Source organism: Streptomyces sp. DI166, from assembly GCF_900091315.1.
GTDB classification, from domain to species: Bacteria; Actinomycetota; Actinomycetes; order Streptomycetales; family Streptomycetaceae; genus Streptomyces; species Streptomyces fuscus.
This window is the reverse complement of sequence record NZ_FLSP01000060.1, coordinates 13,165-25,697: the sequence shown is the minus strand read 5'-3', so window position 1 is coordinate 25,697 and position 12,533 is coordinate 13,165. Positions and strand designations below refer to the sequence as shown.

Annotated in this window: 10 protein-coding genes; all 10 read right to left on the bottom strand. The window is 66.9% G+C overall.

Going from position 1 to position 12,533, the window contains the following annotated elements; genetic code table 11:
- Positions 1-114: 114 nt before the first annotated feature.
- Entirely contained in the window at positions 115-1,152 is a 1,038-nt protein-coding gene (locus tag GA0115233_RS25955; RefSeq protein ID WP_093722719.1) for an ABC transporter ATP-binding protein, read from the bottom strand.
- Entirely contained in the window at positions 1,145-2,119 is a 975-nt protein-coding gene (locus GA0115233_RS25950; RefSeq protein ID WP_093722718.1) for an ABC transporter ATP-binding protein, read from the bottom strand. The genes GA0115233_RS25955 and GA0115233_RS25950 overlap by 8 nt, the downstream gene beginning before the upstream one ends.
- Positions 2,120-2,455: 336 nt before the next feature.
- Positions 2,456-3,436 (bottom strand): ABC transporter permease, encoded by a 981-nt coding sequence (locus GA0115233_RS25945; RefSeq protein ID WP_093722717.1) that lies wholly within the window; start codon positions 3,434-3,436, stop codon positions 2,456-2,458.
- A complete protein-coding gene (locus tag GA0115233_RS25940; protein WP_093722716.1) occupies positions 3,429-4,352 on the bottom strand; it encodes an ABC transporter permease in 924 nt (307 codons plus the stop codon). Before GA0115233_RS25940 ends, GA0115233_RS25945 begins: the two co-directional genes overlap by 8 nt.
- A gap of 6 nt (positions 4,353-4,358) precedes the next feature.
- Entirely contained in the window at positions 4,359-5,993 is a 1,635-nt protein-coding gene (locus GA0115233_RS25935) for a peptide ABC transporter substrate-binding protein (RefSeq protein WP_093722715.1), read from the bottom strand.
- A 477-nt stretch (positions 5,994-6,470) separates the two neighbouring features.
- On the bottom strand, positions 6,471-7,619 hold the full coding sequence (locus GA0115233_RS25930) for an ABC transporter ATP-binding protein (RefSeq protein WP_093722714.1): 1,149 nt from the start codon (positions 7,617-7,619) through the stop codon (positions 6,471-6,473).
- Positions 7,612-8,670 carry an ABC transporter ATP-binding protein gene (locus tag GA0115233_RS25925; RefSeq protein ID WP_093722713.1) on the bottom strand — a complete coding sequence of 353 codons (1,059 nt, stop codon included), beginning with the start codon at positions 8,668-8,670 and terminating at the stop codon, positions 7,612-7,614. The genes GA0115233_RS25930 and GA0115233_RS25925 overlap by 8 nt, the downstream gene beginning before the upstream one ends.
- A gap of 11 nt (positions 8,671-8,681) precedes the next feature.
- Positions 8,682-9,644 carry an ABC transporter permease gene (locus GA0115233_RS25920; protein ID WP_093722712.1) on the bottom strand — a complete coding sequence of 321 codons (963 nt, stop codon included), beginning with the start codon at positions 9,642-9,644 and terminating at the stop codon, positions 8,682-8,684.
- Positions 9,637-10,566 carry an ABC transporter permease gene (locus GA0115233_RS25915; protein WP_093722711.1) on the bottom strand — a complete coding sequence of 310 codons (930 nt, stop codon included), beginning with the start codon at positions 10,564-10,566 and terminating at the stop codon, positions 9,637-9,639. The genes GA0115233_RS25920 and GA0115233_RS25915 overlap by 8 nt, the downstream gene beginning before the upstream one ends.
- A gap of 133 nt (positions 10,567-10,699) precedes the next feature.
- A complete protein-coding gene (locus GA0115233_RS25910; RefSeq protein ID WP_093722710.1) occupies positions 10,700-12,316 on the bottom strand; it encodes a peptide ABC transporter substrate-binding protein in 1,617 nt (538 codons plus the stop codon).
- Positions 12,317-12,533: the final 217 nt, after the last annotated feature.

Sequence of the window (12,533 nt, the reverse complement as noted above, 5' to 3'; positions counted from 1 at the left end):
CGGCACTCCGGTCCGTTTACGGCACCCGCACGGCCGTACGTTGTTCAGAGTGGCGCGTCCGTATATCGGAACAGGGTCGGGCGAGTTGCCTGCGTGTTACTCCTCCCGTCCCCGCTACTGCTCCGCCTCCGTCGGGACGACGTGCTTCTCCTCGGCGAAATGGCAGGCCGAGTCGTGGGCCGCGGGCCCCTTGACCGTGCTGAGGTGGGGCGGGACCGCGAGCACGGGCACCTCCACCGCGCACCGCTCCTGGGCCTTCCAGCAGCGGGTGCGGAAGCGGCAGCCGGAGGGGACGTTCGTCGGGGACGGGACGTCACCGGCGAGGATGATCCGCTCGCGGTGCTCACGGGCCTCCGGGTCGGGGACCGGGACCGCGGAGAGCAGCGCCTGGGTGTAGGGGTGCGTGGGGTGGTCGTAGATCTCGCTGTCCCGGCCGATCTCCACGATGCGGCCGAGGTACATCACGCCGACCCGGTCGGAGATGTGCCGGACGATCGACAGGTCGTGGGCGATGAAGATGTACGACAGGTCGAAGTCGTTCTGGAGCCGGTCCAGCAGGTTGATGACCTGGGCCTGGACCGAGACGTCCAGCGCCGAGACCGGTTCGTCGGCGACGATCACCTCGGGGCGCAGCGCCAGGCCGCGGGCGATACCGATGCGCTGGCGCTGGCCGCCGGAGAACTGGTGCGGATAGCGGTTGATGTACTCGGGGTTGAGACCGACGACGTCCAGCAGGTCCTGGACCCTGCGGCGCCTATCGCCCTTCGGGGCCACCTCGGGGTGGATGTCGTAGGGCTCGCCGATGATGTCGCCCACCGTCATGCGGGGGTTGAGGGAGGTGTAGGGGTCCTGGAAGACCATCTGGATGTTGCGGCGGACCGCCTTGAGGGCCTTGGCGGACAGGCTGGTGATGTCCTCGCCCTTGTAGCGGATGGTGCCGGCCGTGGGGCGTTCCAGATGGACCAGCATCTTGGCGACCGTGGACTTGCCGCAGCCGGACTCGCCGACGATGCCGAGGGTTTCGCCCTGCCCGAGGTCGAAGTCCACGCCGTCGACGGCCTTGACCGCGCCGACCTGCTTCTTGAACAGGATGCCCTGGGTCAGCGGGTAGTGCTTGACCAGCCCGCGCACTTCGAGGATCGGCTCAGCCATGGAGGCACTCCCTCCAGAAGTGGCAGGCGCTGCCGCGCTCCTCGGAGACCTCGTAGAGCGGGGGTTCGTCGGTGCGGCACACGTCCTGGGCCATGGGGCAGCGCGGGTGGAAGGCGCAGCCGGGCGGGATGTGCATCAGGTTCGGGGGCAGGCCCTTGATGGCGTAGAGCTCCTGGCCCTTCTGGTCCAGGCGGGGGATGGAGTCGAGCAGGCCGCGGGTGTAGGGGTGGGCGGGGGCCTTGTAGATGTCGTGGACGGGGGCGGACTCCACGATGCGGCCCGCGTACATCACGGCGATCCGGTCGGCGACGTCCGCGACGACGCCGAGGTCGTGGGTGATGAGGATCAGGCCCATGTTGTACTCGCGCTGGAGGTCCGCGAGCAGGTCCATCACCTGGGCCTGGACGGTGACGTCGAGGGCGGTGGTGGGCTCGTCGGCGATGATCAGGGCGGGTTCCAGGGCCAGCGCCATCGCGATCATGATGCGCTGGCGCATACCGCCGGAGAACTGGTGCGGGTACTGCTTGACGCGTTCCTTGGCGGCGGGGATGCGGACGCGGTCCATCAGTTCGACGGCCTTGGCGCGGGCGTCCTTCTTGGACATGCCCCGGTGCACGACGAACATCTCGCCGAGCTGATCGCCGACGCTGAGCACGGGGTTCAGGGAGGACAGGGCGTCCTGGAAGATCATCGCCATCTCGGCGCCGCGGACCTTCCTGCGCTCCTCCTCCTTCAGCTTCAGCAGGTCCTTGCCCTGGAAGAGGATCTCGCCCTGGGTGATCTTCCCCGGCGGCATGTCGAGGATCCCCATGATCGCCTGCGCGGTGACGGACTTCCCGGACCCCGACTCGCCGAGCACGGCGAGCGTCTCACCGGCGTCCACGCCGTAGTCGACCCCGTTGACGGCCTTGGCCACCCCGTCCCGGGTCCGGAACTCCACATGCAGATCACGCACTTCGAGCAGCACGTCTCGCCTCGCTTCGGGGTCGGGGGTGAGGGGGCGGCGGGCCGGGTGGGGCGACGTCACTCCGGGCCGGTGGTGGATGGGGCGCGCGGGGCATACGGCGACCGGGCGGGCGGTGGTGCCGCGCGGCGCCGTCCCGTCGGACCGCCCCGCCTTCGGGCGGAGGACTCGCCCACGGCGTAAGACTCCCCGGTGGGTGGCGGGGACCGGGCAGGGGCGCCGTGCCCGGCGGCGCGGGGAGCGGGCGGGTGAACGCCGTGCCCAAGGGCGAAGACCGTCGGCGACAGGCCGCCGCCCGGTCGGCGCGGAGGGCTTCGATGGGCGCCGTCATCGCCGGCGTCACCTCAGCTTCGGGTCGAGGGCGTCGCGGACGGCGTCGCCGAGCATGATGAAGGCCAGGACCGTGAGGGCCAGGGCGCCCGAGGGCCACAGCAGGGCGTGGGGGGCGTTGCGGATGTAGGGGGAGGCCGAGGAGATGTCGATGCCCCAGGAGACGCTGGGGGGTTTCAGGCCCACGCCCAGATAGGAGAGCGTGGCCTCCAGGGCGATGTACGTGCCCAGCGCGATCGTCGCCACCACGATCACCGGGGCCACCGCGTTCGGGGCGATGTGGCGCAGCAGCATCCGGGAGTTGGAGGCGCCGAGGGCACGGGCGGCCTGCACGTAGTCGTTCTGTTTGACGGTGATGACCGAGCCGCGGGCGATGCGGGAGATCTGCGGCCAGCCCAGCAGGATCATGAAGCCGATGACCGGCCAGATGGTGTTGCTGGTGACCACCGACAGCAGCACCAGGCCGCCGAGGACGACCGGGATCGCGAAGAAGATGTCGGTGATGCGGGACAGGAACGAGTCCGCCGCCCCGCCGAAGAACCCGGCGAGCCCGCCGAGCAGGCTGCCGAGGAGGGCGACCCCGAGCGTGGCGCAGACGCCGACCGCCACGGAGGTCCGGGCGCCGTAGACCGTACGGGTGTAGACGTCGCAGCCCTGGCCGTTGAAGCCGAACGGGTGGCCGGGCTGGGAGCCCTGCTGGGCCTTGGACAGGTCGCACTTGAGGGGGCTCATCCAGGTGATGGCGCCCGGCCACAGGGAGATGAAGACCAGGAAGAGGATGACGAGCCCGGCGATGATGAAGACCGGGTTGCGGCGCAGGTCGCGCCAGGCGTCCGACCACAGCGAGCGCGGCTTCTCCCGCGGGCCGGTGCCCTCCGGGCCGAGCGGATTCTTCTCCAGGGTTTCCCCCTCCGCGGTGGCCAGGTCCATCGCACCGCCCGCGCCGGTCGAGGCGATCGCGCCCTCGGGTTCGATGGGAGGTTCAGGCATAGCGGATCCTCGGGTCGAGTACGGCGTAGAGGAGGTCGACGAGCAGGTTGGCGACCAGGAAGACCAGCACCAGGACGGTCACGAAGCCGACCACCGTCTGGGTGTTCTGGCGCAGGATGCCCTGGTAGAGCTGGTAGCCCACACCGTGGATGTTGAAGATCCGCTCGGTGACGATGGCGCCGCCCATCAGCGCGCCGATGTCGGTGCCGATGAAGGTGACCACGGGGATCAGCGAGTTGCGCAGCAGATGCTTGGTGATCACCCGGCGCCGCGGGAGCCCCTTGGCCACCGCCGTCCGGACATAGTCGGAGCGGCGGTTCTCCGCGATCGAGGTGCGGGTCAGCCGCGTCACGTACGCCAGGGACACCGAGGCGAGCACCAGGCCCGGCACGATCAGCTCGCCGAAGGTGGCGTCGGTGGAGACGGACGGTTTGATCCAGCCCCACTCCACGCCGAGCAGGAGCTGCAGCAGCAGACCGGTGACGAAGGTCGGCACCGAGATCACCACGAGGGTGATCAGCAGCACCCCGGTGTCGACGGGCCGGCCGCGGCGCAGGCCGGTGATGACGCCCAGGGTGATGCCGATGACGATCTCGAACAGGATGGCGACGATGGTGAGCCGGATGGTGACGGGGAACGCCGACGCCATCAGCTCGGTGACCTCCTGCCCGTTGAACGCGGTGCCGAAGTCGCCGGTGAAGACGTTCCCCATGTACGTCAGGTATTGCTGCCAGACCGGCTTGTCGAGTCCGAACTCCTTCTCCAGCTGGGCGGCCGTCGCCGGGTCGCACTGCCGGTCGCCGCACAGGCCCGCGATGGGGTCGCCCATCACGTTCACCATGAGGAAGATCAGCAGGGTCGCCCCGATGAAGACCGGGATCATCTGGAGCAGGCGCCGGACGACGTACCGTCCCATGGGGGCTCAGCCGACCTTGATCTCGTTGTAGACGGGCACGCTGAACGGGTTGAGCTTGACGTTGGACAGCCGCTCCGAGTAGCCGGCGCTGCCGTTCTGGTACCAGAGCGGGATGGCGGCCATGTTGTCCCGGACGACGGCCTCGGCCTGCTTGAACAGGTCGACGGCCTTGGCGGTGTCGGCCTCGGCGTTGGCCTGGTCGACGAGGTCGTCGAACTCCTTGTTCGACCACTTGCCGTCGTTGGAGGAGGCGTTGGTGTAGTAGAGCGGCTGGAGGAAGTTCTGGATGAGCGGGTAGTCCATCTGCCAGCCCGCGCGGAACGGGCCGCTCATCTTCAGGTCGGTGATCTGGTTGCGGAAGTCGGCGAAGGTGCCGACCGGGTTGCCGACGCAGGCCTTCTCGTTGTCGAGGGCGTTGTTGATGGAGTTGCAGACCGCGTCCACCCAGTCCTTGTGCGAGCCGGTGTCCGCGTTGTACGTGATCTTGACCTGGCCGCCGGGGAGGCCGCCGCCCTCCTCAATGAGCTTCTTGGCCTCGTCGGGGTCGTACTCGCAGGCGTCGCCGCAGAAGCCCTCCTCGAAGCCGCCCTCCTCACCGAGCACCGGGGAGGTCCAGTCGGTGGCCGGGGTGCGGGTCTTCTGGAAGATCGTCTCGGTGATCTGCTTGCGGTCGATGGCCCGCGACAGCCCGGTGCGGACCTTGTCCGAGTCCGGCTGGTCCCACTTCTCGTCGTAGTAGGGGAAGGCGAGGGTCTGGATGATGCCGGCCGGGGTGTTGAGGTAGCGGTCGCCGAGGTCGGCCTGGACGTTGGCGAGCTGGGAGGCGGGCACGTCGTCGACCAGGTCGAGGTTGCCGGCCAGCAGATCGGTGTAGGCGGTGTTGTTGTCGGTGTAGACCTTCAGGTCCACGCCGCCGTTCTGCGCCTTGTCCTCGCCGGGGTAGTCCTCCCAGGCGCGCAGCGACATCTGGGAGCCCTTGGCGTAGGACTGGATGGTGTACGGGCCGTTGCCGACGGGCTTGCTCAGCCAGGCGGAGTGGTCGTCGAAGAACTCCTGCGGCAGCGGCGCGTAGGCGGAGTAGCCGAGGGTCTCGGGGAAGGTCGAGAACTTCTGGTTGAGCTTGACGGTGAAGGTCTTCTCGTCGACGACCTTCAGCCCGGAGAGGGTGTCGGCGGTCTGCTTGCTGCCGTCCTCCGGGTGGACCTGGTCGTAGCCCTCGATGTAGCTGAAGAAGTACGCGTTCTTCTGGTTGTTCTTCAGGCTGGCGCCGTAGTTCCAGGCGTTGACGAAGGAGTCGGCGGTGACCTTCTCACCGTTGCTGAAGGTCCAGTCCTTGATCTTGATGGTGAAGTTCTGGGAGTCGGAGGTCTCGATGGACTCCGCGAGCATGTCCTCGGCGGCGCCGGTCTCCGGGTTGTAGCGCTTCAGGCCGCGGAAGACCATGTCGAGGACCTTGCCGCCCTGCACCTCGTTGGTGTTGGCGGGCTCCAGCGGGTTCTGCGGGTCGCCCCAGGAGGCACTCAGCACCGCGCTGGTGTCGCCGCCGCTGCCCCCGTCGTCGTCCCCGCCTCCGCAGGCCGTCGCCGCGAGAGCTACCGCCACCGCGCATGCGGTCCATTTGGCGTGCGTGGCTCCACGCATGGAGTCCTCCTAGTACGTGCGGTGGGTGCGTGCACTGCTCCTTCTCGCCAATATCGCGCCAATAGCCGCATTGATCTCATTCAGTTGCACCGTCGGAGTGCGGCGCTACTCCGAACGGAGGACCCAGGCGCGTCCTCCCACGGAACGGACCATCCACCAGGTAGGTCGGTTCACCGTGCCCTCAGCGGAGCCTGGAGGGCCTTAGGAGCAGGTTCACCGGAGGCGACCTCGCGCCTAGCCCGGGATGGGCGGGCTCCGTGCGGAGTGCAAGATCCTTCACGAGCCTGCACGCTTCGCATACGGCCGTGTCCGAACCTTGGCCGGAAGAGCGAAAGCGCCCTCTGCGCTCCTGGACGAGTTCGGCCTGCTGTCTTCTTGGCCGCATCTCGACCGGCCGTGTGCGGTACCCGCAACCGAAAAAGCCGGTTGCCGGTACCCCGCGGGTACCGGCAACCGGCTCTTACCGTCGTGGCGCGGTCAGGCCGCGTGCACCACGTCCTTCTCCTCAGCAAAATGGCAGGCCGACTCGTGGGCTGCCGGGGAGTCGGACGCCTTGAAGCGCTCGGGAACGGCCAACAGCGGGACCTCCTCGGCGCACTTGTCCTGGGCCTTCCAGCAACGGGTGCGGAAGCGGCAGCCCGAAGGAGGATTGGCCGGGGACGGCACGTCGCCGGTGAGGATGATCCGCTCGCGGCCCTCGCGGGACTCCGGGTCGGGGACCGGGACCGCCGACAGCAGCGCCTGGGTGTAGGGGTGCGTCGGGTGGTCGTAGATCTGGGTGTCCGTGCCGATCTCGGCCATCTTCCCGAGGTACATCACGCCCACGCGGTCCGAGATGTGCCGGACGATGGACAGGTCGTGTGCGATGAAGAGGTAGGAGAGGTTGAACTCGTCCTGCAGCTTCTCCATCAAATTGATGACCTGCGCCTGGACGGACACATCCAGCGCGGAGACCGGCTCGTCGCAGATGATGATCTCGGGGTTGAGGGCGAGGCCGCGGGCGATGCCGATGCGCTGGCGTTGACCTCCGGAGAACTGATGCGGATAGCGGTTGATGTACTCGGGGTTGAGGCCGACCACGTCCAGCAGGTCCTGGACCCGCTTGCGTCGGTCACCCTTCGGCGCCACCTCCGGGTGGATCTCGAAGGTCTCCCCAATGATGTCGCCCACCGTCATACGGGGGTTGAGCGAGGTGTACGGGTCCTGGAACACCATCTGAATGTTCCGCCGGACCGCCTTCAGTGCGCGCCCGGACAGCTTGGTGATGTCCTGGCCCTTGTAGAAAACCTCGCCCGCGGTCGCCTTCTCCAGCAGCATCAGCAGCTTGGCGACCGTGGACTTGCCGCAGCCGGACTCACCCACGATACCGAGCGTCTCGCCCTGGTAGAGGTCGAAGGAGATCCCGTCCACGGCCTTGACCGCGCCGATCTGCCGCTTGAACAGGATGCCCTGGGTCAGCGGAAAGTGCTTCACCAGGTTGCGCACCTGAAGGATCGGCTCGCCCCGGTCGACTGGCGCGTCGATCGCCGCCACGGCCGCCGCCTCGGTCGCGGCGTCGGCCGTCTCGACCTCGGTGACGTTGGGGGTGGCGTCCATGGACTCGTCCGTCTTCTTCAACTCAGCCATGGATCGTCTCCTTCCAGAAGTGGCACGCGCTGCCGCGGCCGGCCAGCTCGCCGCCGTCCCGCTCGGTGACGGGGGACAGCAGCGGAATGTCCGTGCGGCAGATGTCCTGCGCCTTCGGACACCGCGGGTTGAAGGCGCAACCGGCCGGGATGCGCGTCAGGTTGGGCGGCAGTCCCTTGATCGCGTACAGCTCCTGGCCCTTTTGGTCAAGGCGCGGGATCGAGTCGAGCAAACCCTTGGTGTAGGGGTGCGCGGGCCGCTTGTACAGCTCGCGCACGGGCGCGGTCTCCACGATCCGCCCCGCGTACATCACCGCGATCTTGTCCGCGACGTCGGCGACGACTCCGAGGTCGTGGGTGATCAGGATCAGGCCCATGTGGTACTCACGCTGAAGCTCCGCGAGCAGGTCCATGACCTGGGCCTGGACAGTCACGTCGAGGGCTGTGGTGGGCTCGTCGGCGATGATCAGGTCCGGCTCCAGGGCAAGCGCCATCGCGATCATGATGCGCTGGCGCATACCGCCCGAGAACTGGTGCGGGTAGTCGTTGACGCGGGCCGCTGCGGCCGGGATCTTCACCCGGTCCATCAGCTCAATCGACTTGGCCTTGGCTTCCTTCTTGGACAGGCCCTGGTGGACGCGGAACATCTCGCCGAGCTGGTAACCCACGGAGAGCACCGGGTTCAGCGAGGACAGCGCGTCCTGGAAGATCATCGCGATCCTGTTGCCGCGAATCTTCCGGCGCTCCTCGCCGGACATCTTCAGCATGTCCTGGCCGCGGAAGAGGATCTCTCCCCTGGGGATGCGGCCGGGCGGCATGTCGAGGATGCCCATGATGGCCTGCGCGGTCACGGACTTGCCGGAGCCGGACTCGCCGAGCACAGCGAGCGTCTCGCCCGCGTTGACCGAGTAGTTGACGCCGTTGACGGCCTTGGCGATCCCGTCGCGTGTGCTGAACTCCACATGCAGATCGCGGACTTCGAGCAGCGGGCGGCCGTCCTCCTCGGCGCCGTCCGGCGCCGGGCTCCAGGCCGTTTCATCGATGATGGTCACGTACGCCTCCCTCAGCGCAGCTTGGGGTCGAGGGCGTTGCGTACCGCATCGCCGAACATCAGGAACGAGAGCACCGTGATCGAGACCATCACCGACGGGACGAGCAGGGTGTGGGGGGCAATGCGGAGCTGCTCACGTCCACGCGCCACGTCGCCGCCCCAGGACACGGCCGAGTCACCAAGGCCCACGCCCAGGAAGGACAGGGTGGCCTCGGCCGCGATGTAACCGCCGAGCGCGATGGTCGCCACCACGATGATGGGCGCGACAGCATTGGGCAGGATGTGCCGGAACATGATCCGGGTGGTCGAGGCACCGAGCGCCTTGGCGGCCACCACGTAGTCCGACTGCTTGACGGTGATCACGGCACCGCGGGCGACACGGGCGATCTGGGTCCAGCCCAGGAAGGCGAGCGCCATGATGACGACCCACACGGTGCGGTCGTCGAAGGAGTTGAGGATCACCAGGGCACCGAGCAGGAACGGGATGCCGAGGAAGATGTCGGTCACCCGCGAGAGCAGGGTGTCGGTCCAGCCGCCGAAGTAGCCGGCGATCATGCCGATGACCGTGCCGAGAACGGTGACGGCGACGGTGACGCCCACACCGACGGTGATCGAGGCGCGGGCACCGTAGACGACCCGGGCGTATATCGAACGGCCCTGGACGTCGTAGCCGAACCAGTCCGCAGCGAAGAAGTTGGTCCAGTTCGGCGCGCCCAGGTAGTGCTTGGCCAGGTCGGCATGGCGCGGTGAGGCGCTGGTGAACAGTCCCGGCCAGGCCGCCATCACCAGCAGGAACACGATCAGCACGGCCGATATCAGGAACAGCGGGTTGCGCCGCAGGTCGTGCCAGGCGTCGGACCACAGGCTGCGCGCCTTCTCGGGAGCCGGGCCGGCGTCGGTCATGGCGGCGACGGCGGTCCTCCCGGAGTCGCCCGGAAGGGCGTCGACCGTCTTCTCGATGGTCTTGTCAGGCATACCGGATCCTCGGGTCCAGGACCGCGTAGAGCAGGTCGACGATCAAGCTGGCGGCGAGGTATATGAGCACCATCAGCGAGGCGATGCCCACGACCGTGGCGCCCTCGCGCCGGGTGAGCGCCTCGTAGATCTCGATACCGATACCGCGCACGTTGAAGATGCCCTCGGTGACGATGGCGCCGGTCATCAGGCTGCCGATCTCGATACCGAGGAAGGTGACGACGGGGATCAGGGAGTTACGCAGCAGGTGGACGCCGATGACGCGGCGACGCGGCAACCCCTTGGCGACGGCGGTGCGCATGTAGTCGGAACGCAGGTTCTCCGCGATCGACGTGCGGGTCAGCCGGGCGACATAGGCGAGGGAGAGCGACGCCAGCACGGTGGCGGGAAGCGCGAGTTGGGAGAAGTCCGTGGAATCGGTCACCGTGGGGGTGGTGACGTTCCACTTGAACGCGAGCAGGTACTGCAGCAGGAAGCCCAGCACGAAGGACGGCATGGAGACGAGGAACAGCGTCAGCGTCAACAGTCCGCGGTCCCGCAGCGTGTCGGGGCGCAGGCCGGCGATGAGGCCGAGGCCGATGCCCACGAGCGTGACGAAGGTGAAGGCGAAGATCGTCAGTCTGAGGGTGACCGGGAACGCGTCGCCGATGACGTCGCTGATGGGCCGCTGACTGGCGATCTGGGTGCCGAAGTCACCCTGGACCAGCCCAGCCATGTAGTTCGCGTACTGCTGGAGCAGCGGCTGATCAAGACCGAGGTCCTTCTTGATGTTCGCGACGACCGCCGGGTCGTACGCCTGATCCCCCATCATGGCCCGGACGGGGTCGCCGGGCAGGGCGTACATCATACAGAAGATGATCAAGGTTGACCCGATGAAGACCGGGATCATCTGGAGCAGTCGTCGTGCGACATAGCGCCCCATAGGTGCCTCCGTGAGGGGTTTTAACGCAGGTGGGGGGCCGTCTCTTGGTCACGAGACGGCCCCACGAACCTCCCCGCCGCCGCCGGAGCGGCGGCGGGTTTTCGGCCGAGTGGAAAGAGGTTCCGAGATCCTCTTACTTGGTGGTGACGGCCCACACTTCGAGGTCACCGTGGAAGTCGACGTTCACGTTGTCGACGTTCTTACCGTGGCCGCCGTTGATGCGGTAGTACCAGAGCGGGATGGCCGGCATGTGCTCGACCAGCTTCTTCTCGACCTCCTGGAACGCCTTGACGGACTCTTCCAGGGACGAGGCCTGGTCCGCCTCGTTCATCAGCTTGTCGATCTCCTTGTTGGAGAAGCGACCGTTGTTGGCCTCGGCCGTGGTGTGGTACAGCTCCTTCATGAAGTTGGCGTTGACCGGGTAGTCGGCGACCCAGCCACCGCGGTACATGCCCTTCACCTGGTCGTTGTCACGAGCCTCAAGGTCCGTGGCGAAGTCCGGCTTGGGGTCACCGACGCAGTCGACACCGGTGGCGTTACGGATGGACTCGCAGACCGCGGTCACCCATTCCTTGTGTCCACCGTCAGTGTTGTACTGGATGGTGAACTTGTTACCCGGAACGCCGCCGCCCTCTTCGACGAGCTCCTTGGCCTTCTTCGGGTCGTACGTGAACACGTCGGTGTCCAGGTCCTGGTTGCCCTTGACGCCGGGCGGGGTGAAGGACTTGGCCGGCGTGCGGGTGTTGTTCAGAACCGTCTTGGTGATCGTCTCGCGGTCGATCGCCATCGACAGACCCTGGAGGACCTTCGGGTCGATGTCCTTGAAGGTCTTGGAGTAGAAGGCCGGGGTCAGCGTCTGGATGGCCGCGTACGGCTGCTCGATGGCGCCGTCGCCCAGGTCCTGCTTGTACTTCGGCAGGTCCGTCGGGCCGACCTGGCGGATCATGTCCAGGTTGCCGGAGACGACGTCCTTGTAGGCGGCCTCAAGCGTCGTGTACGCCTTGAACTGAACGCCCTTGTTCTTGGCCTTGTTCGGGCCCTTGTAGTCGTCCCAGGCCTTGACCTGGATGAGCTTCTTGTGGTCCCACTTCTCGAAGGTGTAGGGACCGTTACCGACCGGCTTCTGGCCGAACGCCTTCGGGTCGTCGTAGAAGACCTTGGGCAGCGGGGCCCACGTGGAGTAGCCCAGCTTGTAGTTGAAGTACGGCATCGTGTACTTCAGCTCGATGGTGAAGGTGTGGTCGTCCACGACCTTCAGACCGGACATGGCCTCGGCCTTCGGGTCACCCTTCTCCGGGTGGACGTCCTCGTAGCCCTTGATGTCCTGGAACCAGAAGGAGTTCTGCTGGTTGTTCTTGATGTTGGCGTACCAGTTCCAGGCGTCGATGTACGACTTGGAGGTGACGTCCTCACCGTTGTGGAACTTCCAGCCCTTCTTGAGCTTGACCGTCCACGTCTTCGAGTCCTCGGTGGTGACCGACTCTGCGTTCGTGTAGACGATCTCGCCGTTGGCGTCGAAGTCCAAGAGCTGGGTGAACAGGGACTGGATGACGTACGAGCCGTTGGACTCGTTGGTGTCGGCCGGGATCAGCGGCTTCTGCGGCTCGCCGACGTCGATCGAGACGTACCCGGCAAGGCCGGAGCCCTTGCTCTTCCCCTCGCTGTCGCTGTCGCTTCCACCACAGGCAGTAGCGGTCAGCGCGACGACTATCGCACCCGCGACCCACTTGGCGCTCTTGGCACCGCGCATGGGTTCCTCCTCATGAGTCCATTGGTTCACCGCAAAGAGGAGCACACGACATGTCACCGCCCACCGCCCGTCGCCGGTGTCGGAGATCGTCAGGTGCTCCCGTGCTCGTAAGTCGGCGCCGTCAGCGCGTGACCCGTTCAGCCGAGCTCTACGCGCCTAACTATCTGCCATGCGCTACCGGCCGAACCACACCCCCGAGATATCGGTTCGATCACAG

What these genes read in the sequence shown, in the direction of transcription:
- GA0115233_RS25955 (WP_093722719.1), bottom strand. Translation starts at nt 1,152, where the DNA reads ATGGCTGAGCCGATCCTCGAAGTGCGCGGGCTGGTCAAGCACTACCCG.
- GA0115233_RS25945 (WP_093722717.1), bottom strand. Translation starts at nt 3,436, where the DNA reads ATGCCTGAACCTCCCATCGAACCCGAGGGCGCGATCGCCTCGACCGGC.
- GA0115233_RS25940 (WP_093722716.1), bottom strand. Translation starts at nt 4,352, where the DNA reads ATGGGACGGTACGTCGTCCGGCGCCTGCTCCAGATGATCCCGGTCTTC.
- GA0115233_RS25935 (WP_093722715.1), bottom strand. Translation starts at nt 5,993, where the DNA reads ATGCGTGGAGCCACGCACGCCAAATGGACCGCATGCGCGGTGGCGGTA.
- GA0115233_RS25930 (WP_093722714.1), bottom strand. Translation starts at nt 7,619, where the DNA reads ATGGCTGAGTTGAAGAAGACGGACGAGTCCATGGACGCCACCCCCAAC.
- GA0115233_RS25920 (WP_093722712.1), bottom strand. Translation starts at nt 9,644, where the DNA reads ATGCCTGACAAGACCATCGAGAAGACGGTCGACGCCCTTCCGGGCGAC.
- GA0115233_RS25915 (WP_093722711.1), bottom strand. Translation starts at nt 10,566, where the DNA reads ATGGGGCGCTATGTCGCACGACGACTGCTCCAGATGATCCCGGTCTTC.
- GA0115233_RS25910 (WP_093722710.1), bottom strand. Translation starts at nt 12,316, where the DNA reads ATGCGCGGTGCCAAGAGCGCCAAGTGGGTCGCGGGTGCGATAGTCGTC.